15 protein-coding genes are annotated in these 18,749 nt (G+C 46.2%); 3 read left to right on the top strand and 12 right to left on the bottom strand.

Features of this window, described 5'->3' with window-relative positions; translation table 11 throughout:
• Nucleotides 1–8: 8 nt before the first annotated feature.
• Together gatC and ligA are read right to left on the bottom strand one after the other, a co-directional pair.
• Nucleotides 9–293: an Asp-tRNA(Asn)/Glu-tRNA(Gln) amidotransferase subunit GatC gene (gene gatC, locus DESPCE1_RS0106625; protein ID WP_019849897.1), complete on the bottom strand. Its 285-nt coding sequence runs from the start codon at nt 291–293 to the stop codon at nt 9–11.
• A 118-nt stretch (nt 294–411) separates the two neighbouring features.
• A complete protein-coding gene (gene ligA, locus DESPCE1_RS0106620) occupies nt 412–2,391 on the bottom strand; it encodes an NAD-dependent DNA ligase LigA (protein ID WP_014793330.1) in 1,980 nt (659 codons plus the stop codon).
• 470 nt (nt 2,392–2,861) lie between these two features.
• Here ligA and DESPCE1_RS23185 point away from each other — a divergent pair, with 470 nt between their 5' ends.
• A complete protein-coding gene (locus tag DESPCE1_RS23185; RefSeq protein ID WP_019849896.1) occupies nt 2,862–3,083 on the top strand; it encodes a hypothetical protein in 222 nt (73 codons plus the stop codon).
• Nucleotides 3,084–3,297: 214 nt separating this feature from the next.
• Here the strand turns inward: DESPCE1_RS23185 and DESPCE1_RS0106610 are convergent, their stop codons facing one another.
• The 9 genes from DESPCE1_RS0106610 to DESPCE1_RS0106570 form a co-directional block, all read right to left on the bottom strand.
• Nucleotides 3,298–4,932, bottom strand: a complete 1,635-nt coding sequence (locus DESPCE1_RS0106610; RefSeq protein WP_019849895.1) for a putative manganese-dependent inorganic diphosphatase — start codon at nt 4,930–4,932, stop codon at nt 3,298–3,300.
• 78 nt (nt 4,933–5,010) lie between these two features.
• Nucleotides 5,011–7,278, bottom strand: a complete 2,268-nt coding sequence (gene pcrA / locus DESPCE1_RS0106605; RefSeq protein WP_019849894.1) for a DNA helicase PcrA — start codon at nt 7,276–7,278, stop codon at nt 5,011–5,013.
• Nucleotides 7,279–7,518: 240 nt separating this feature from the next.
• Complete coding sequence (locus tag DESPCE1_RS0106600) at nt 7,519–8,406, bottom strand: rhodanese-like domain-containing protein (protein WP_014793327.1); 888 nt, start codon at nt 8,404–8,406, stop codon at nt 7,519–7,521.
• A 51-nt stretch (nt 8,407–8,457) separates the two neighbouring features.
• Nucleotides 8,458–9,120 (bottom strand): molecular chaperone, encoded by a 663-nt coding sequence (locus DESPCE1_RS0106595; RefSeq protein WP_014793326.1) that lies wholly within the window; start codon nt 9,118–9,120, stop codon nt 8,458–8,460.
• A 20-nt stretch (nt 9,121–9,140) separates the two neighbouring features.
• Entirely contained in the window at nt 9,141–10,289 is a 1,149-nt protein-coding gene (gene nrfD / locus DESPCE1_RS0106590; protein WP_019849893.1) for an NrfD/PsrC family molybdoenzyme membrane anchor subunit, read from the bottom strand.
• 11 nt (nt 10,290–10,300) lie between these two features.
• Nucleotides 10,301–10,849, bottom strand: a complete 549-nt coding sequence (locus DESPCE1_RS0106585) for a 4Fe-4S dicluster domain-containing protein (RefSeq protein ID WP_014793324.1) — start codon at nt 10,847–10,849, stop codon at nt 10,301–10,303.
• The gene (gene srrA / locus DESPCE1_RS0106580; protein WP_019849892.1) at nt 10,849–13,047 is read right to left on the bottom strand and encodes a respiratory selenite reductase catalytic subunit SrrA; all 2,199 of its coding nucleotides are present in this window, start codon (nt 13,045–13,047) and stop codon (nt 10,849–10,851) included. The genes DESPCE1_RS0106585 and srrA overlap by 1 nt, the downstream gene beginning before the upstream one ends.
• 26 nt (nt 13,048–13,073) lie before the next feature.
• Nucleotides 13,074–14,132, bottom strand: a complete 1,059-nt coding sequence (locus tag DESPCE1_RS0106575) for a rhodanese-like domain-containing protein (protein WP_014793322.1) — start codon at nt 14,130–14,132, stop codon at nt 13,074–13,076.
• A 327-nt stretch (nt 14,133–14,459) separates the two neighbouring features.
• Nucleotides 14,460–15,143 carry a Crp/Fnr family transcriptional regulator gene (locus DESPCE1_RS0106570; RefSeq protein WP_019849891.1) on the bottom strand — a complete coding sequence of 228 codons (684 nt, stop codon included), beginning with the start codon at nt 15,141–15,143 and terminating at the stop codon, nt 14,460–14,462.
• 212 nt (nt 15,144–15,355) lie between these two features.
• Here DESPCE1_RS0106570 and DESPCE1_RS0106565 point away from each other — a divergent pair, with 212 nt between their 5' ends.
• Nucleotides 15,356–15,640 (top strand): helix-turn-helix transcriptional regulator, encoded by a 285-nt coding sequence (locus tag DESPCE1_RS0106565; RefSeq protein WP_019849890.1) that lies wholly within the window; start codon nt 15,356–15,358, stop codon nt 15,638–15,640.
• Nucleotides 15,641–15,658: 18 nt separating this feature from the next.
• Nucleotides 15,659–17,401 carry an FAD-dependent oxidoreductase gene (locus DESPCE1_RS0106560; RefSeq protein WP_019849889.1) on the top strand — a complete coding sequence of 581 codons (1,743 nt, stop codon included), beginning with the start codon at nt 15,659–15,661 and terminating at the stop codon, nt 17,399–17,401.
• Nucleotides 17,402–17,523: 122 nt separating this feature from the next.
• On the opposite strand, the gene DESPCE1_RS0106555 is transcribed toward DESPCE1_RS0106560, so the two are convergent.
• A complete protein-coding gene (locus tag DESPCE1_RS0106555; protein WP_242835368.1) occupies nt 17,524–18,546 on the bottom strand; it encodes an FAD:protein FMN transferase in 1,023 nt (340 codons plus the stop codon).
• Nucleotides 18,547–18,749 lie beyond the last annotated feature (203 nt).

The raw sequence follows: 18,749 nt of genomic DNA, 5'->3' as shown, positions 1-18,749 counted from the left end.
TTTCAATATTAAACAATCCGTGGGACTTTAAAGAAACCCTCTTTTGCATCAGGCGCATTGGCGAGTACTTTTTCACGGTCCATGGAGGGCTTAACCAGATCCTCCCGCAGCACATTATGCAAAGGAACTGCGTGAGCCGTAGGTCTGATATCGTCCGTATTCAACTTTTCCAGCATAGCTGCATAGTCCAGAATAGAGTTCAATTGCTCTGTATTGGTCATTAATTCTTCCTCCGTCAATTCCAATCGAGCAAGCAAGGCCACATGTTCTACTTCTTCGCGAGAGATTTTCATTTCGTTCACCATCCCATGTACAAATAATGAAATATGAGAGCTTATAGTATAACCCCAAAGTGTATATTACAACATTTTTGTGGATAAACAACCATTTTTTTGAATTGGAATTAACGTCCTAGGGCAACAGCTTAACAAACTCCTCTTCAGTTAAAACTGGAATCCCCAATTCTTTTGCCTTGATGAGTTTTGAACCCGCTTTTTCTCCGGCGACCACAAAGGCGGTTTTCTTGCTGACACTGCTGGCAGCCTTGCCTCCGAACTCTTCGATCATAGTTTCTACATATTGACGATCCCAGCGCTCTAAAGACCCTGTCACCACGATGCTTTTTCCGGCGAAAATCTGGGGTTTCGCAGAGCGTTGAGCCCTCATGTTCACACCTGCTTGACGCAGCTTATCCAGGAAGTGGTGCGTACTTTCCTGCTGGAAAAATTGAGCGACGCTTTGAGCCATGGCAGGACCCACATCCGGAATCTCCTGCAATTCCTCTACCCCAGCTCTCTCCAGCTCTTCCATGGTTCCGTATTTTTGAGCTAAGATCTTGCCGGCCTTTTCCCCCACATGGCGAATTCCCAGACCGAAAATGAGGGAAGCCAATCCTCGTTCTTTGCTGTCTTCGATAGCCTTGAGCAGATTCTCGGCAGATTTTTTACCCATCCGCTCCAATTGGACCAGGGGATCATATTCCAAAGCATAGAGATCTGCGGCGTCCTTAATCAGTCCAGCCTCCAAAAGCTGATAAATGACCGCCGGTCCCAACCCATCAATATTCATCGCATCCCGGGATACAAAATGAATGATGGCTTCCCGCTGCCGGGCCGGACAGGTGATACTGGTACAGCGATGAGCTGCCTCCCCTTCTTCCCGAATGACCGGACTTTGGCACTCAGGGCAGGTCTGGGGCATCTCAAAGATTCGCTCACTGCCTGTTCTCTTTTCCGGCAGAGTTTTCACCACTTCAGGGATCACATCCCCGGCCTTTTGAATCAAGACACGGTCCCCTATGCGGACATCCTTGGTTCGGATATTATCCAGGTTGTGAAGCGTGGCCCGGCTCACCGTGGATCCTGCGACAAAGACCGGAGTCAAATTGGCTGTGGGAGTAAGTACACCTGTCCGCCCCACTCGAATCACAATATCCTCTACAACGGTTTCCACTTGCTCCGCAGGAAATTTATAAGCTATGGCCCAACGAGGGCTTTTGGCAGTGAAGCCCAGCTCCCGCTGCTGGGCGATATCATTGACCTTAATCACCAGTCCGTCAATATCATAAGGATAGTTATGACGTTTCCCGACCACTTCCTCACAATAGGTAATGACATCTTCAATAGCTGTAAAGACCCTATACTCCGGATTAACCGAGAACCCCTGTTCCTTCAGATAATCCAGTACGGCAGACTGGGAAGCCAGCTCCGCCCCTTCGGGAGTCAGGACTTGATAAGCAAAATACCCTAATTTGCGCTGAGCCGTAATCTTGGAGTCAAGCTGACGTAAAGAACCGGCTGCCGCATTGCGAGGGTTAGCAAAGAGAGGCTGTCCAGCATCTTCGCGCTCTTGGTTAAGTCGTAAAAACGAGCCTTTAGGCATATATCCCTCTCCCCGCACATCAAGGCGGCCGCCCGATTTACGAAGTCGCAAGGGAATAGCGGGTATGGTCTTCACATTGGCTGTAATTTCTTCACCGACTTCACCATCGCCACGAGTAGCACCACGAACCAAAACTCCATCTTCATAGGTTAAAGCGACGGTCAAACCGTCAATTTTGAGCTCCACTACATACTCCACTTCGGCTACCATCGAACGAACCCTGCGGTCAAATTCCAGAAGATCTCCTGCATTAAAAGCATTATCCAAACTAAGGAGGGCTTCAGCATGACGAACTTTGGGAAATTCCTTGGCAATATATCCTCCGACCCGCTGAGATGGGGAATCGGAAGTCAGGAATTCCGGGTGTTCTTCCTCCAGACGAATCAACTCCAGAATGAGTGTGTCATACTCTGCATCACTTAAGGTCGGCTGATCCAAACCATAATATTGATAATTAGCTTCCTCGATTTGCTCACGTAAGGCCTTGATTCTTTGTGATACATCGGACATAAAAATTTCCCTCCTAAATGCATTAACTAAGGACATCCGGGTCGAGTAACTTTACGCACATCGCACCTTCGGGCGTGGGCTCCTGAAACCCTCCACCGGAGGCTTTCTTCATCGGAGCTCACGTACTCTATAGCTCCAGAGCTGGTCAACTCGCTCTCTTAACAGCATCTGCAGCGGATAAGTACTCTTTGGGGCGTGCCGCTTTGAGCGAAAATGTCCACCGGACACTTTCGACGCCAAACCTCCGGGTAATACCTGATGTCAACCATGGCTCCGCTACGTTAAGAAAGCCTCGTTGACCTAGCCGCCCTTCCGCTTAAAGAATGCTTGGCTTATGGTGAGTGAAGCGAGGCATAAGCCTTAGCTGCCTTATACACAGTGAAATCCGTTCGCTCCTGTACGTAAAGCTACGCTGACGGGTCTTTTTCAGCCCCTCTTTCATGTTCGGACCTTCTCCGAAGTAGCCGGCTATGCCGCTCAAGCGGCGCCGGCAGGGGATGAAAAAGCTGCTCAGGTCAGGTAGCTTATCCCACATCGCTCTGCTCAAGCCCGAAAAGCAACCCAAGGATTTTGCTTTCAGGCAGAGAACGGATTCTAAGCGAGCAGGTCAGCAATCTTCGCGAAAAGACTGCAGCGGAGTCGGGTTGGAAACAGGACGTTTCCAACCGGCTATGAGGCAGGAGCCGATTTAGCCGGGCACCCGACGTAGCGGAGGTCTTGAGCGATTAGATTGCTCCGCACAGCTTGTGGAGTGAACGCCGAAAGCAAAATCCTGGAGAACTGGCTTTCAGGCCTTTTCAAAGTTGGCATTCGTGCCGAGCTATTTACAAAAGAGGCGCTGTGGGTTACCCTCACAACGCCATCTATAGTCTAACCCGTTAAGGGAACTCAATTCTTCGGGAGACGCTATTGAAGGAAATATTTAGACAAGGGGGGAACCACCTGTTTCTTCCGTGACAGTACTCCAGGCAGGAAGATACCTCCTTTGTCCAAGGGTTTATCAAAGGCCTTGGCTATTTCCTCAGGTTTGGCACCGCTGATGAACAATTCCGTGTTTTCCTCCAACAGATCGGTCACCATCAACATAAGGTAATTCATAGCTCGCTGACCGCGAATCTCTTCAAGCCTTTGAGATAATTCGACACGCAATTGATCCAGCCCTTCAAGCCCCATGACGCTGAACTGACCGATTCCGATCCGGAGATCTCCCATAGTAAATTCTTTGAGATCTTCTTCGATCAATTCATCCACTTGCCGTTCCCTGAGATTTGAAGCCGCCTTGAACATTTGCACACCAAATTCCTTGGGATCTACTTCGGCGATTTTTGCCAGGTAGGTAGCATTCTCCTTATCAATCTCTGTACAGGTGGGAGATTTAAAGATGACTGTGTCGGATAAAATAGCTCCCAGCATGATTCCGGCTATAGCTTTCTCAGGAACAATGTCCCAATCCCGATAGCATTTTGCTACTATCGTACAAGTAGAACCTACAGGCTCATTGCGGAATAAAATCGGCTCTCCGGTTTGGATACCACCCACCCGATGGTGATCTACCACCTCAAGAATCTGGGCTTGATCCGTTCCCACCACAGCTTGCCCAAATTCATTATGATCCACGAGAATCACTTTTTTCCGACTTAAGCTCAGAAGATGATAGCGGCTGATTAATCCGACGACCTTTCCCTGCTCATCTAGGACAGGGTAATTGCGAAAACGGGTTTCCAGCATCTTCTCTTTGACTTCTGAGATAAGATCATCTTCATTAAAAGAGATAATTCCCTCTGTCTGCATGGCATTTTGCACTGGGGCGGTCATAGGCAGAAGCCGGGCTGCCGTAAAGGTATCATAGGGTACGGAGATGACCACACAATTCTGCTGACGGGCTAAGCCTTCCAGCTCCGGCGCTAAGGTGGCGCCCCCTGTAAGGATCAAGGCCGATACGCCCTGACGGAGAACGCTCTCCTGTGCTGTCTGCCGATCTCCCATCAATACAATATTACCGTTACCCACATAGGCCTCTAATGTCTCATGGCGCATGGCCCCCACATAAACATTCCCTTTGAGGTCCTGCTCTTCACTGCCTACCAATAATCGTCCGTCCAGTGTTCGTATTACGTTTTTCACCGGTATATGAAGAGATTCCAACTCATGATCCGCCATGCTCTCAATATAGGAACCGGATAAATCACCCACCGTGATCATCCCGATCATTTGGTCGGTATGATCCACCACAGGAAGCGTCTTTTGGTTATTCTCCTTCATGATCTTCCAAGCTTCCAGAAGAGAGGTTCTTGGTTTAACTGTAGGAATAGGACCATTAAGCATATCTTTAACTCGGAGATGAAGATCCTTCAAAAATTCCGGTGCCTCTACTCCGAAAGCATTTAATACGAATTCCGTCTCACGATTGATTTTCCCAGCCCGATAAGGAATAACATTACCTATACCAAGGCGTTGCTTTAAGCGAGCATAGGCAATAGCTGCGCAAATAGAATCGGTATCCGGGTTTCGATGACCTACTACATGGATTTTTTTTGGCACGTTGTTCTATCCTTTCTTAATTAATTATATCGGATTCTCTTAGAGAATAGCCCGGAGAAGACCTATAAGCATTCCCAATCAAAGCTTAACAAGTCTAGCATATTCCGCTATTAGCTTTTTGATTTCGCCCCCAAAGACCACAGAAAGCTCTGCAGAGTTTCCTTCTCCTTTGATGGCCACAATCACGCCCTTGCCAAATTTAGCATGCTCCACTTTTTCTCCCACTTTATAATCTACCCCAGGGGCATCTTGTATAGGATTACCAATGGTTCTCTCCCCAGTTCTCCAAGGTGATGGCCCCCCTGCCGGGGTCGTTCCTACGCTTGCCATAGAGGAGCGAGGCTTCTGGGCCCGGACTGGCGGGGGATCGATAGGATCCCGATCCACGAGGATATGGGTGGGAATTTCTTGAAAGAACTCCGAAGGGCGATTGTATTGAGTTCTTCCATAAAGCATCCGCTGCTGTGCATAGGCCAGGTAGAGACGTTCCCGGGCACGGGTTATGGCCACATAGCAAAGTCTCCGTTCTTCTGCCAAAAGTACCGGGTCAAGCATGGAGCGGCTGCTGGGGAAGATCCCCTCCTCCATTCCTCCTAAAAAAACCACAGGGAATTCCAGCCCTTTAGCACTGTGGATGGTCATCATAACCACAGCATCGTCTCCCTGATCTAAGGAGTCGATCTGGGCTACTAAGGATACTTGTTCCAAAAATCCTGCCAATCCGGGAACAAGAGCTTCTTCAATCCCCTCCTGTGCAACCACGTTTTCATAATGTTCCGCTTTCTCATCATACTCTGCAGTCACGGATAAGAATTCGCGAAGGTTTTCCAGTCGGGCTTCCGCTTCCGGCGATTTATCACTAACCAGATTATCCCAATATCCGGTACGCTTTAATACTTCTTCGACCAATTTAGTTACTGAGCTCTCTGCAACAGCTAAGGCCTTAAGCTCTTGCATAAGGTGGGCAAAGGCCAGCAAAGGCTTCTTAGCCCGGGACTGAAGTTCAGGGATATAGTCTGCTTCCATGATAGCATCCAGAACAGGCATTTCCTGTTCATTAGCATAGTCAAGAATCTTTTCTAAAGTACTCTCCCCTAATCCCCGCTTCGGAACATTTAAAACGCGGGAAAAGCTCACTTGATCCGCCGGATTATGGAGGATCCGCAGATAAGCCAGGATATCCTTGATTTCCATGCGCTCATAGAATTTAAGTCCTGAAAAAATCCGATAAGGGATTCCTTCCTTCATAAAGCGCTCTTCTATGACCCGGGATTGAGCATTGGTACGGTAGAGCACGGCAAAATCATTGAACTTGCGGCCTTCCACATTAAGCAAGCGTTGAATACGCTCGGCAATATAGCGGGCTTCATCATGCTCATTGTCTGCCACATAATAGACTATGGGCTGTCCATCCTCATTTTCCGTCCACAAGGACTTTTCTTTCCGCTCCGTATTATTCTGAACCACCGAGTTGGCAGCCTGCAGAATAGATTTGGTTGAACGGTAATTCTGCTCGAGTTTCAAAGTTTTGGCTTCAGGATAATCCCGTTCAAAATCCAGGATATTCTGAACATCTGCCCCACGAAACATGTAAATGGATTGGTCATCATCTCCTACCACACAAAGGTTGCGGTATTTCTTAGCCAGAAGATTGACCAAAGCGTATTGAGCATGGTTGGTATCCTGATACTCATCCACAAGGATGTAACGAAATTTATCTTGATACTGGGACAGCACCTCAGGATTTTCTCGGAATAACCGAACCGTCAGCATGATGATGTCATCGAAATCCAGCGCATTATTAGCCAGGAGCTTCTTTTGATACAGCTCATAGACCCGTTCGGCCTTTTGCTCGAAGTAATCTGTAGCTCTGCGGGAAAAATCTTCCGGCGTAAGCAGCTTATTCTTCGCATCACTAATCACAGATTCGATGGCCCGAGGCGCGAATTTCTTCTCATCCAGGTTCAGTTCTTTCATGCAAGACTTGATTACGGCCAACTGATCCCCACTATCATAAATGACAAAGCTCCGCGAATATCCGGGCAGATAGCCGATCTCGCTTCTTAATATCCGAACGCAAGCGGAGTGAAAGGTCGCTACCCAAAGCCCTCTTCCTTCACTGCCCACCAAGCTATAGACCCGCTCACGCATTTCCTGAGCTGCTTTATTGGTAAAGGTAATGGCCAGAATATTCCATGGTTCAACGCCTTGGGCGATTAAATGCGCTATACGATACGTTAAAACCCGTGTTTTTCCGGATCCTGCCCCCGCTAATATTAATAAGGGGCCTTCACGATGCTCTACCGCTTGGCGCTGAACCGGGTTCAAATCCTCTAAACGATACATTTCTTACTCCACCTCACTATTCGACTTTTTATTATATCATAGGAAGGGGAGCTTGTTTAAGACTTTCCTTTAGATTTCATAACAAAACAAGCCACCGTAGTAAAACGGCGGCCTGTTTAAGCCATGACATTGCTCATCTAGGGTTGTGATTGTGGGAAAGTGATATTACATCGTCATCGTCTAGAGGGATGATGCGGTTGATATGCCCATGAGCAACGCTGGCAAAATAACAACCTCAAATTATTCAAACTTATAGTTTCCGCTGGCATCAATAGTAATCTTATTGTCCAATGTTACCACATTGGTATAGCCTTCAGCTTTCAGATGAGCCTGAGCCACTTTCGCACGGGCGCCTACTGCGCAATGAACCAGGACTAAAGCATCTTTGTTAGGAATGGCTTCCTTCACTTTGGCGATGGTTGCGGCATGATCCACAGTGAATTGATCTCTGACACCGAAATTCAATGCGCCTTCAATATGTCCGGCATCATATTCACTCTTATCACGGGCATCGAGGACATAATAGTCTTTACCAATAGTTCCTTGCATTTTCGCTACCCAAGCATCAGGCTTAAGTTGCTCAGAGCTGGCGGTTATTTTAGTGGCACCAAAATAGCCTTTGGCATCAAAAGCAGTCCATCCGTCAAGGGCAAAAGTATTGACATAACCTTTGTCCAAGAAAGCTTGAAGATTCTTTTTAGCTCTTCCACCGGATTTACAATGGACAAGGATGACTGTATCTTTGGATACACCTTGCAGTTTTTCGTCGATAACATCGGTATTTCCTGTGCCAAGGGTTGCATTAGCATCAATATTGATTGATCCTTCTAAGGCTTTCTCCAGTTTGATTTCATCGGGAGTTCTTAAGTCTACGATATAGTAATCTTTGTTAATGGTGCCTTTCATTTTGGCTGACCAATCATCCCAGCCTAAGGTGTTGGACTCTACTGTAGGAGCAGCTGCAGCCGGTTGTTCAGGTTGAGCAGGAGTTTCCGGTTTAGCCGGTTCTTGACTTGAAGGCGGTTGAGCAGGTGTGGTGGTAGCGGTCGCGGATCCGCAACCTGTAATGAGACTGAGAACAAGTAGAAGAGAGATAACCAGAGTAAAGGCTTTTGATTGTTTAAACATTCTTTTTCCCCCTTTTATTATTTAAACCGACTCGTAATGAGTCAATTTAATTCAGAAGTTTGAGTAGTCAATAGTCTCTTTCAAAAGTCTATGATTCCGAGCATGACTCATGAAAGCCTGGAGAATGTCCTCTAATTCTCTAAGAGCAGCGATGAAAATACGTCCATTGGCGGGAAGTTCTTCAATGGCCTTTTGCAAATCCGGCAGCCAGTCAAAATGGTCCTGGCATAACTGCTTGGCCTCTTTTTCAAAACCGCTGCCCACCAGAAAGGCTAACAATTCCAACAAGATGACAAGGTGGTCCGGCATCATGGTGTATTCCTGTGGGATTTCCAACCCAAAGGACTTAAGGATATGTTGAACATGCTGTGCAGAATCCCCCATAAGGTACCCTTTTTGATTTTTAAAGGGTACTTGAAAACTTTCATCTGTGGTCCATGGTTTATAGATGGACTCAATGGGTGGTGCAAAAGGCTTTTGAACTCCCAAGAAGCAGCGATTATATGAGGTTACCCACTCTTCGTAGCTTAGAGCATCCTTCTCGAGTTCACTTTCAATGGGCACTCCTGCCCTTTGACTTAGTTCTTTTACCTGTAGGTCCACACTCCCCCCGCGGACCGCTTCACAGAAATCCTCATCGGGAAACGCAAAGAACTCTGCAAAAAGCCGTAGCAGATCCTGCAAGGCCTGCGGGGAGGGACAGGTGTTATTCATAGTCACACCTTCATTCTCGCTTAATGATGAGAATCCAGAGAGAATTTGCTCTCGGCATAATCGAACACTAGGATAATTAAGCCTATAGCCCCAATAATCAGAGACCATTCACTCCAAGTTGGCGAATAAGCATTGAATACATGCATAGCCTTGGTAGCTTCATCTGTAATTTGTAAGGGCACCACTTGACCGGCGTAGACAAAGTCCAGCCTGGAAAAGAGCAGACCAAGCATGGTCAGGATTCCGGCCCAGAAGGATAGCCCCGGGGATGAGAATTTGGATCGATAGAGAATCAGTAAGGGAGCCACAATTCCTGCAAGTACTTCCATCAACCAGAAAGGTACGGCCATAGGACCGGATATCAAGGCTTTAGCTGCCTGAGCCACCGTTATATTCTCACTGCCTAGAGATGTGCCTACCTTTACAGCCTGGAAGAGGGCAAAAACCATCAGGGCGCCTGCTAAGATCTGACTTAAGGTTCTAGATAGCTCTTTTCCTTGAGAGTCTTGTGCAAAGGAATTGTACGAATTTTTATTGGATAGATAGAGAATAATCGACAGCACTGCAGCACCGGAAACCACCGCTGAGACGACCATATACGCCGGGTAGTAATACCCATCCCAAAAGCTGCGGGTGGTCGTGAATCCAAAAACTCTGCCTAAATTTATGATAGCGGATAATTTAACAACAAAGGACACATAAGCAATACCTGTAGCGACTTTGTGATTGTCTTTCATGGTGAAAAAGAATTCACCGAAAAGCAAAACCAGATAGAACCCATAAAAGACCCCCATCCAAAGAATTGGACTGGACAAATTAGGCGAAAGCAAGAGGTAAACCATCTTAAAGGGATTGGACAGCTCCACTGCCAGCACGATGAAAGCGGAAAGAAGCAAGAGTATGGAGGCAAGTAGAGCGCGCTTGGATAGAACTTCGAATTTCTTGATGCGGAAGACGTGGCCTAAGGAACCCACAAGCCCTGTCCCGGTAGCGGCAACTGCAAAGAAGACATAGCCGGAAATTAACGCCCCCCAAGGAACGTCCGGGGTAACTCCAAAGGCATGTTCCCCGCTGATCAGGTACTTATTAATGGCTCCTGCTACAGCAAAGGCCAACAAAAGAAGGGACAAATAGGTCCAAATACTTCGCTGATACTTTCTTTTTTCCATGAGCTCACCTCCTAAATCCGTTTACTCTTGGCATAGTAGATTCTCGGCTTGGTATGGAGATCAGCCCGGAGCTGAACAACTTCTTGGTTCTTGAGAAGTTCATGAAGGGGGCTATTGGGATCATCCAGGTCACCAAAAACGCGTACATCATTCATACAGGTAGATACGCAAGCCGGTGTTTCCCCATTGACCACATACTCAGCACAGAATCGGCATTTCTCCGGCACTCCGTGCTCATTAATGACCCGTGCATTGTAGGGGCAGGCCACCATACAATATTTACAGCCAATGCACTTTTGGGCATCGATTAAAACGATTCCATCTTCCCTCTTGTATGTCGCTCCCGTTGGGCAAACGGTTTGGCAAGGAGCATCGTCGCAATGCTGACATTGGACGGGAGTAATAAACCGTTGAACCTTAGGATATTTCCCTGTCTCCTGTTCGATAAGGCTGTTAAAATTCATACTCGGTGCTAAACCCCACTGGGTCTGGCAGGCGATTCGGCACGCATTGCAGCCTGTACATCTGTTGGGGTCAATGAACATCACATAGTCAGCCATCATTTCCCCCCCTTTGCAATAGTCACGATACATTCCTGTCCCATGACATGACCGGTCTTCTTATCTATCCGGGCAGGAATAAAATCGTTATAATTCACGCCTTTACCGAATCCAAGCTCTAACTTTTCGGAAAAGGTCCCATAAGTCGAGGGAATCCAAACACATTCCGGATGGAGACCTTCTGTTACATGAATCTGCACCTGCTTAGTGGCTATATCACTGGTGACTTTAACCCAGTCCCCCTCCTGAATACCTAGCTCAATTGCGCGGGAACTGTTCATCCACATGGTGGTTCCCTTTTTCTCTTCTGTGATAGCCATCAAATACGGATTATTGGTAGTCATAATATGGGAATGCCAGGGTTGTTTGCCATGAATCAAGCGGAACTCGTTGGTTTCCTTAGGCTCCACCAGGGGTGGCACCCATGTGGGTACACCCAGATACCCTTCCTTCCTCCAGGCTCCTATAGAGAACTCTATTTTTCCGGTAAAGGTGCTGAAGGTTAAGCCTTCGTCTTTGGGCAGTACTGAGGGCATAAGCTCTATACATCCCTTTTCCCGAAGTTCATCCACACTGATCCCTATGGGACCTAAAGCTACTTCCAATTCTTCCTCCACGGTATAGCCATAGAGATTTTCAATTCCGTAAGCCTTAGTCAAGCCTTTCATAATATCCAACAGGTCAAGACTCGAGGTGGTGCTCTCCAAAGCTTTAAAGCGGGTTGCCACTTGGGCTGCCGGCCAATAGATATTACCATTGATAACCTTTGGGTGCTCCGTCCGCTCCAGATAGTGGTTCTCAGGTAGAATATAATGGGCGGTATAGAGAGAGGTTTCATTCCAGTCATAAGGAATGCTTACTACTAAATCCGCATTTTTAATTTTCTTTTGGTATTCCGGTTCAGGGGCTGAACGCAAAGGATTGTAGGAGTAAAAGAATACCATTTTAGCTCTTCCCTTTTCGATCATGTCGGGGATCCTCTGGGGAATACCACGGGAAGGTTCCACTAAAGGATATTCTCTGGCTTCACCGGCACCGTCTGCCCGGATCCCTTTTACAGCAGTAGGCCCGTAATAGGTGGCCTCAGGATGACCGAAAGTAGTGCTGGCGGCTGGGAATAGTCCACCCGCTTTCCAGAAGTTGCCGAGGAGAGCGTTGATGATAATATTCAACATCATGGTCTCATTGGAATTTTGGTAGTGGGCGGCCAATCCGTGATAGCCCGGATCCAGGAAGGCTTGGGGAGCACTCTTGGCTAATTCCCTGGCGATTTCACGAATCTTATCCGCAGCAATACCACAAATGGCGGCTGCCTTATCGGCGCTAAAATCCTTATTATGCATCCAGAACTCGTCAAAGCCGTAAACGTATTGCTCCACAAAATCCTTATCATAGAGGTTTTCCGTAATTAAAGTGTGTGCGATTCCTAAAAAGAAGGCTAAGTCTGTTCCGGGCCGAATAGGAATCCATTCATCGGCGATGGTCGCCAATTCACAGAAACGGGGATCCACTACGATGATCCTGGCTCCTTTGGCCTTGGCTTCCGTTATCCGTTTCATAGCAGCGGGAATAATTCCCCCGGCATAGTTTCTTCCCACAAAGAGCATGGTTTTGGCTTGATCAAAATCCGGGTTAAACATACCGCCCACCATGTTTTGCCAGATATTGGTCTTAGCTGAAAAGCAGGTGGCATAGTGGGTTATATAGGTGGCAGAGCCGATAATATCCATAAATTGCTGAGCGTAAGTTTCCTTACCCCCATGGCAAGCCCAGACCATTTTATCGCCGCCATGCTCCTCCACAATGGCTTTCATCTTAGCCCCGACCTCCTGGAAGGCTTCCTCCCAGGTCATAGGTTGGAAATTGTTTTTGTCATCCACACGCTTCATGGGTTGGGTTACCCGTCCAGGGTTATACACATTCTGAGCAATCCCATGCCCCCGCGCACAGAGATGTCCCCTGGATTTCATATGAATTTCATTACCCTCGATCTTCCACAGTCTGCCGTTCTTCACATAAGCCCATACTCCACAGTAACTGGAGCATCCATTGCAAAGTGATGGAACCCGTGTGACTTCTGCAGTCTTGGCATCCTGAGCAAAGGCTTTGAAGTTCATATTCAATGCTTGAGGCAGAGCAACTGCTGTTGTAGTGGCCGCAGCAATTTTTAAAAAGGACCGACGTGATATTGGCCGCATAACCTTTCCTCCTTGTCCGTAATCCGTCAACCGCAACCTGCAGCACCTGTACTCGGTGGGAGATAGTTCAACGGAGTTAATTGGTAATATTCCTTAACAAGGTTGTGCACCGGAGTCACTCCTGTAGCTTCCTCCTCGGCACTCCAATAGCTCATTCCATACTTCAGAGCCACACAATCATAGCCTAAGGTGACCAAGCTTCGGGAACCCTGGCTGGCATCCATACCGTCATAGCCAATCAAGACTATGCGCTTATCCGGCGAGTAGCTCTTAACCTTATCCGGGTCGGCCAATTGATCGAGAGGAATATTGACAGATCCTTCAATGTGACCCTGCTGATAATGCTTCAGGTCTCGAATGTCCACTAAAAAGTAGTGGTCTGTAGAACCCTGTTGAAGCTCGCCATAAAGTTCTTCCGCAGTAATCACTCCTTTATAATTCCGATCCAGATACGTTCTGGTGGTCTGAGCTATATAATCCTGGGTTTTCCCCTCAGGGTATTTAATTTCTGGAGATGTATTCTCCGAAAGGACTATTGGATTGACTTCTGTAACTAGAGTGTTGTTAAGGGGTTGACCGGGAAATGCTTCATAACCGATGGATGATGCTTCCTGTGTCCAGCTTTGTACTCCATAGAGAAGCGGTACCGCCTGATATCCCAGCTGATTCCAAGTGGCAGCTGTTTGCGCTGCCTGATGGCCATTATAGTCAATAACCACCAGGGTTTTGTCTTTGGGCAAAGCCTCTAGCCTTTCAGGGTCAGAAGTTTGAGCGTAGGGAATGCTGACTGAGCCTTGGATATTGCTATTGATGAAATCCTGATTGGCTCTTATATCCACTAAGTAGTAATGATCATTACGCTCCTGAACAATTTGATAAAGCTCCTCGGGCGTCATAGAGACCACTTTATCACTTGAGAGAAAATCCTCCACGACTTGCCTGACAGATTCAAACTGTTCCACCAAAGGCGCTTCACTACTACCCGGTTCAATTACAGCCGCCGGGCTTGTGTGGGAACACCCTGCCAAAGCAAATGCAAGAAGCGACATCCCAAGCAGGGTCTTAAATCGAAACCGATGCTTCATTTGCTACTCCTCCTTCTTCAATGCTAATTAGTAATTGTGATAGTATTCACGTATAAAGGCTAGGCAATACCGGATTCTTGCTCGGCTAATAAAACTTACCTTCGTAAAGTTCTTAATTCTGCCTATAATGTAACTTTTATCACAACTTACTCTTATCCTAACATAACTTTTTAACTTCATCTGTGACTAAAGTACAATTGCGAAAAAAGTCAATATTTGGCCAGTTGCTCTTACCCCCTCCAAATCACTTCAAAAAATATAAAAAAATGTGAAGAACAGTAAGTTTATCTTCACATTTCAGGAGATTTTTATCTAAATTTTATAACCCTATTGGGTGAGTTTTTCTAATTCCTTAGGATCCTTGATATCCAGACGTCCTCGCGATAACGTTAAAATACCCAACCGTTCAAACCCTTTCAGTTCCCGACTAATAACTTCCCGTGCTGTACCCAGCTCTCGAGCAAAGCCTTCATGAGTCATGTAGATAGGAGACCTGCCACCACTACTGCTGGAGAATAAGAGTTGTGCCAATCGCTTTCTTACCGGGACAAAGGCAATACTATCCACGACCTCTGTCGCCTCGAAAAGTCGGTTGGAAATATCATTGATTACAAACCGATAGAAGGGTTCTGACTCTACAAACGAATGCGCAAAAAACCTGCGGGATACCCAAACCACCTTAACGTCAGTCTCTGCTGTAACTGTGACCGTGTTTCCCTTAAAATCCCCTAATACACAGGCTGCCGATAGAGGACAAATCCTTCCTTTAAAAATATGATAGATTGTCACTTCCCGTCCGTCCTCTGAACTCATGGCCACCCTTAATTTACCGGATAAAAGTAGTGCTAAGCCATGGCAATAGGATCCCTTTTCTGCAATCACTGTACCGGCAGGAACTTCTTGAATATTTGAATGGTCCACTAAAGTCTCAATCTGCTTATAGGATAACTCTCGAGCAAAGCTGAAGGTTTCGATTAATTCCTCGACAATACCTTTAGTTTTACCTTCCATTCATCATCCTCCTCGATCTCTTATTGCTGCATGCTTCGACACTCGTGCAAGAATATCCTGTTAAATTTTAGAATAAATCACAAGAAATACAAGAAAAGAATTCTTCAAAACAAACATAACCACTTGACGACTTATATTATTATATCATATTATTTGAATATAATAATATAGATTGCAGAATAGGCTCTTCATGATAGAAAGGCGGAATATCTTTGGATCATGGTTACGCAAAATACAACGAGGTTGCTGAATTACTCAAGGTTTTGGCTCATCCGGTAAGACTTTGTATTGTAAGCAAGTTGCTGGAAATGGGGGAGTGCAATGTAACCTCCATGCATACTTGTCTCAATACTCCTCAGTCCACAATATCACAACATTTGCAGAAATTGCGTTCCGCCGGTATCGTGGAATACCGCAGAAATGGTCTGGAAATCTATTACAAAATAAAAAACAAAAGAATTATCCAACTTGTCAGCGATGTTCTTCAAGAAGTGTAAAAGAAAGGATTGGCCAACATGAAGAGAAAAGTACTTATTATAGGCGGAGTAGCCGGTGGAGCCTCCGCAGCGGCTCGATTAAGACGTCTGGATGAAGATGCAGAAATCATCCTTTTTGAACGTGATGACTACATCTCTTTTGCCAATTGCGGATTACCTTATTATATTGGAGGAGCTATTAATAAACGGGAGCGATTAATGGTTCAGACCCCGGAAGATATGAAAGCCCGCTTCAATATTGATGTTCGAATTCGCAGTGAAGTCATAAAGCTTGATACAGATAACAAGAAAGTTCTCGTCAAAAGCCAGTCCAGAGGAACCTATGAAGAAAGTTACGATTCCATCGTTCTCTCCCCCGGCGCTAAGGCTTTGCGACCCAATATTCCCGGCATAGACAGCAAGAGAATCCTCACTCTCCGCAATATTCCCGATACGGATGCTATCAAAGGCATAGTGGATCAAAAAGGTGTTCACAGCGCCATTGTCATTGGCGGTGGTTTTGTGGGAGTTGAGATGGCTGAAAACCTCAGGGAACGGGGATTAAATGTGACTCTCGTCGAAGCCGCCCCCCATATCCTCGCCCCCTTTGATACGGATATGGTGGTCCTTGCGGAGAAAAAGCTCGTGGACCACGGAATTCGCCTCATATTGAGTGATGGCGTAAAATCCTTTCAGGATCTGGATAACCAAGTTGAAGTGACCCTGGCCAGTAATACGAAGCTCCAGGGAGATCTTATCATCTTAGCGATTGGCGTCACTCCTGATACAGGATTCCTAAAAGAAAGCGGTTTAGAACTGGGGCCCAAAGGCCATCTGATCGTTAACGAATCTATGGAAACGAATATTCCCCATGTCTATGCCGTGGGGGATGCTGTCGAGGTCTTGGACTATATAACCAAGACAAAAACCGCCATTCCTCTGGCCGGTCCGGCTAACAAGCAAGGACGAATTGCAGCGGATAATATCGCCGGATTAAATTCAACCTACAAGGGCACTCAGGGGACTGCAATCCTCAAAATTTTTGATCTCACCGCGGCCAGCACCGGCGCTAATGAGAGAACGCTGCAACGGGCCAATCTACCTCATCATGTAATTCATATTCATCCTGTTTCCCATGCATCCTATTACCCTAATGCTTACCCTATGACCCTTAAGCTTATCTTCGGTGACGATGGGAAGATTTTCGGCGCCCAGGGCATCGGCGGGGATGGGGTAGATAAGCGTATTGATGTTATCGCCACGGTCATCCGCCTTGGGGGTACCATTGAGGATCTAACCGAACTGGAATTGGCCTATGCACCTCCCTTCTCTTCAGCTAAAGATCCTGTCAATATGGCCGGGTATGTGGCTCAGAATGTTTTATCCGGTAAAGCTCACATGTTGGTCTGGGACGACCTGAAAAAGATAGTCGAAGACTATATTTTTGTTGATGTTCGGACTAAAGTTGAATTTGCTATGGGTCATGTGGAAGGAGCTATAAATATTCCGGTGGATGACCTTCGCCAGCGTATCCATGAGCTGGATCCTGATAAATTAATTATTGTCTATTGCCAAGTAGGGTTAAGAGGCTATTTCGCCGACCGGATTCTTTCCCAAAAGGGCTATCGGGTCTTAAATCTCACTGGTGGCTATACCACTTACTCCATCCAAGGCTTTGATCCGAATAAAGCCTTAGATGACTACAAAAAAGAATTTAACCCCTACCCTTGCTGTGATGATGAAGCAGCCATCGACCCAGATACTCAAATGATCAAGCATTAATGGATTCATAAATGCCAAGGTGCTTAAACAAAAAAGGTTTAAATAAAAGGAGGGCTCTCAAAGGATTGAGATGCCCTCTTTTTGTCATTAAATCCCATTTCAACTCAAACGAGATCAACCATCTACTTAACCTCTGAGAAAGTACTGGTCTGCAGATGATAATCCGGGTTTGTAATTTCAAAGTTCGAGCCGTTGATGCCTGACGTTACATACACCTTTTTATCGGCGGTGATAAATATTGCCTCCGTATCAGGAATTTCTTCAATCATTTTCATACCTTCCTCAAGGCCCAGAAGGAAGGTACCGGTGGATAAGCCATCAGCATTAACAGACTCCTTAGTAATGATGGAAACACTGATCAGCCCATTTTCTCCAGGATAGCCTGTGTCCGGATCAATCAGGTGATGATAGACTTTGCCATTTTCTTCGAAGTACCGTTCATAGGTCCCGGATGAGACCATGGTCTGGTCATTGAGCAGAACCACACCCATGGATTTGCCTCTGATTTCATAAGGATCCTGCAAACCAAGCCGCCAAAGAGATCCGTCGGGTTTGGTATTTATCACCACAATATTGCCCCCTAGATTAACAATGGCATGCTTGATTCCGGCTTCTTTGAGGATTTTTGCCGCCTCATCCGCGGCATACCCTTTGGCAATAGCCCCCAAATCCACCACCATATCCTCTTGGTTCAATTTAGCACTCGAACTTTCTTTATCGAGAATAAGCCCATGATAATCAACCAAAGGTAACTTCTCGTTTATTTCATCTTCACCAGGGACCCGAGCATTATCTGAGCCGATATTCCAAAGCTTTACAATGGGGCCTACAGTAATATCGAATTTTCCTTGAGAAAGTTCAGCGAAATATTTCGCCTTCTCTAAAACGTAAAATGTATCGGCGTTTATTTTCACAAACTCCTTACCTGAAGCTTTATTCAACTGGATAATCTCACTGTTTGGATAGTCATCATTAATAGTCATTCTTTGCTCAATATCTGTGAGACGATCAAAAATCTTCTGAAAGATCTCTTTATCTGTAATCTCATCGTAGATGGTGATCTTTGCTACTGTCCCCATCAAAAAAGTTGTTTCGACTACAGGTTCAAACTCCTTCACCTTGGTCTCTGTAGCCAAACATCCCACTAGAGAAAAGCTCAAGCATAAACAAGTTAAAAACATAATTAACCTAGATTTGAAGGGTGACGGTCTTAAAGCTCGCATAGTATAAGAAAACCTCCATCTTTGAGAGTAAGAATCCTGTCTCAAGCTATATTATAGTATGAATTGATGTTTTTTAATAGGAGAAAGAAATGAAGAAGCAGTAGAAACCGCTTCTTCATGGTATT

This window comes from Desulfitobacterium sp. PCE1 (genome assembly GCF_000384015.1).
Lineage (GTDB): Bacteria > Bacillota > Desulfitobacteriia > Desulfitobacteriales > Desulfitobacteriaceae > Desulfitobacterium > Desulfitobacterium dehalogenans.
Note: the sequence above shows the minus strand (reverse complement) of the source record. Positions and strands in the feature narration are given on the sequence as shown.

What these genes read in the sequence shown, in the direction of transcription:
- gatC (WP_019849897.1), bottom strand. Translation starts at nt 293, where the DNA reads ATGAAAATCTCTCGCGAAGAAGTAGAACATGTGGCCTTGCTTGCTCGA.
- ligA (WP_014793330.1), bottom strand. Translation starts at nt 2,391, where the DNA reads ATGTCCGATGTATCACAAAGAATCAAGGCCTTACGTGAGCAAATCGAG.
- DESPCE1_RS23185 (WP_019849896.1), top strand. Translation starts at nt 2,862, where the DNA reads ATGCCGCTCAAGCGGCGCCGGCAGGGGATGAAAAAGCTGCTCAGGTCA.
- pcrA (WP_019849894.1), bottom strand. Translation starts at nt 7,278, where the DNA reads ATGTATCGTTTAGAGGATTTGAACCCGGTTCAGCGCCAAGCGGTAGAG.
- DESPCE1_RS0106600 (WP_014793327.1), bottom strand. Translation starts at nt 8,406, where the DNA reads ATGTTTAAACAATCAAAAGCCTTTACTCTGGTTATCTCTCTTCTACTT.
- DESPCE1_RS0106595 (WP_014793326.1), bottom strand. Translation starts at nt 9,120, where the DNA reads ATGAATAACACCTGTCCCTCCCCGCAGGCCTTGCAGGATCTGCTACGG.
- nrfD (WP_019849893.1), bottom strand. Translation starts at nt 10,289, where the DNA reads ATGGAAAAAAGAAAGTATCAGCGAAGTATTTGGACCTATTTGTCCCTT.
- DESPCE1_RS0106585 (WP_014793324.1), bottom strand. Translation starts at nt 10,849, where the DNA reads ATGGCTGACTATGTGATGTTCATTGACCCCAACAGATGTACAGGCTGC.
- srrA (WP_019849892.1), bottom strand. Translation starts at nt 13,047, where the DNA reads ATGCGGCCAATATCACGTCGGTCCTTTTTAAAAATTGCTGCGGCCACT.
- DESPCE1_RS0106575 (WP_014793322.1), bottom strand. Translation starts at nt 14,132, where the DNA reads ATGAAGCATCGGTTTCGATTTAAGACCCTGCTTGGGATGTCGCTTCTT.
- DESPCE1_RS0106570 (WP_019849891.1), bottom strand. Translation starts at nt 15,143, where the DNA reads ATGGAAGGTAAAACTAAAGGTATTGTCGAGGAATTAATCGAAACCTTC.
- DESPCE1_RS0106560 (WP_019849889.1), top strand. Translation starts at nt 15,659, where the DNA reads ATGAAGAGAAAAGTACTTATTATAGGCGGAGTAGCCGGTGGAGCCTCC.